This window comes from Candidatus Nanopusillus massiliensis (genome assembly GCF_920984865.1).
Map to the genome: position 1 here is coordinate 578,225 of NZ_OV100765.1, position 1,371 is coordinate 579,595.

Annotated in this window: 3 protein-coding genes; 2 read left to right on the forward strand and 1 reads right to left on the reverse strand. The window is 24.2% G+C overall.

Going from position 1 to position 1,371, the window contains the following annotated elements:
* The coding region (locus LUA84_RS03720) for a hypothetical protein (RefSeq protein WP_231434501.1) at positions 1–197 on the reverse strand (197 nt) is incomplete at its 3' end.
* Between the two features lie 259 nt (positions 198–456).
* Between LUA84_RS03720 and LUA84_RS05550 the strand changes: the two genes are divergently transcribed.
* Positions 457–795 carry an AAA family ATPase gene (locus tag LUA84_RS05550; RefSeq protein WP_457913398.1) on the forward strand — a complete coding sequence of 113 codons (339 nt, stop codon included), beginning with the start codon at positions 457–459 and terminating at the stop codon, positions 793–795.
* 114 nt (positions 796–909) lie between these two features.
* Positions 910–1,191 carry a MoxR family ATPase gene (locus tag LUA84_RS03725; RefSeq protein WP_231434502.1) on the forward strand — a complete coding sequence of 94 codons (282 nt, stop codon included), beginning with the start codon at positions 910–912 and terminating at the stop codon, positions 1,189–1,191.
* The last annotated feature ends 180 nt before the right edge of the window (positions 1,192–1,371 follow it).

The window sequence follows — 1,371 nt, forward strand, 5'->3', positions numbered from 1 at the left end:
TTAAATTTTATTTTTTCTATATATTCATTTAACAACATATTTTCAAATTCTTTCCTTATATCTTCAATTGATATATTTAAATTATATTTCCTTATTATATTATATATTATATCTTCTATAGGCATTCCAGAATTATCTAAAGAACCTTCTATCTTTACATTATATCTTTCTAATATCTTTTTGATGGACCTCATCATAAACTTTTAAGCTATTTATAAGTGTCCCATCCAGATCAAGTATTACTCCCTTTAAATTGTAAAATATGACCATAATTATAATATTTTAAAGAAAGATATAAAATAATTAATATGAGCAAAATAAGAGAACAGATAAAGGATATAATAATTAATAATTATATTAAAGAAGGTAAAGATCCATTTGATTCTATAATTGGACAAGAAAATGCAAAGAGACAAATATTATCTTCATTAATTTACTGNNNNAAATATATTAATAATAGGGCCTCCAGGTACTGGAAAAACAACTTTAGCAAAAAATATAGCAANATTACTACCAGAAATTGATTTTCCAGATGGAATTCCATTATGGGCTTATGAAGAATTTCCTTTTGTATCTGAAGAATATAGAAAAAAATGGAAAGAAGGTCCTTTTATAAAAATAAAGGGAGAAGATAGATTTATTAGAATACAGGGTTCTTATGATCTATCTGTAGAAGATCTGATTGGAGATATTGATCCTTCAAAAGCATTAAAATATGGTATACATTCTTTAGAATCTTTTATACCTGGAAAAATATTTAGACACACCATGGTGTATCATTTTTTGATGAAATAAATAGAGCACCTCCAAAGGTTCAAAATAGTTTATTAGAATTAGTTAAAAGAAAAGAAAATAACAATAGCGACATATGAATTTCAAATACCATTAGATATAATATTTATTGCTACAATGAATCCTGAAAGTTATTACGGAACTGAAAAAATATCAGATGTATTATTAGATAGATTTGATATAATAAATTTAGATTATCCAAAAGATATTGAAGAAGAAAAGAAGATTATATTAAAATATGGAAAAAATTTGAATGTTAATTTTCCTGAAAAATTATTGGAATTAACAATTGAATTTATACAAAAATTGAGAAAAGATGATAAATCAGAAAAGAAACCATCGGTTAGGTCTTCAATTGGTATTTATGAAAAAGCTCAGGCTTTGGCAATAAATAGATAAAAAAGAAAATGTTGAAATTCAACATATATTTGAGGCTTTACTATCAATATTACCACATGGGATAAGATTAAAACCATCATATAAAATGGAAATAAATGAAGAAGAATATATAAAAAAGGAGTGGAATTCTTTTATAATAGGGAAAGACTTTCGGAGTTGATTCACAAAATTTAATAAGAA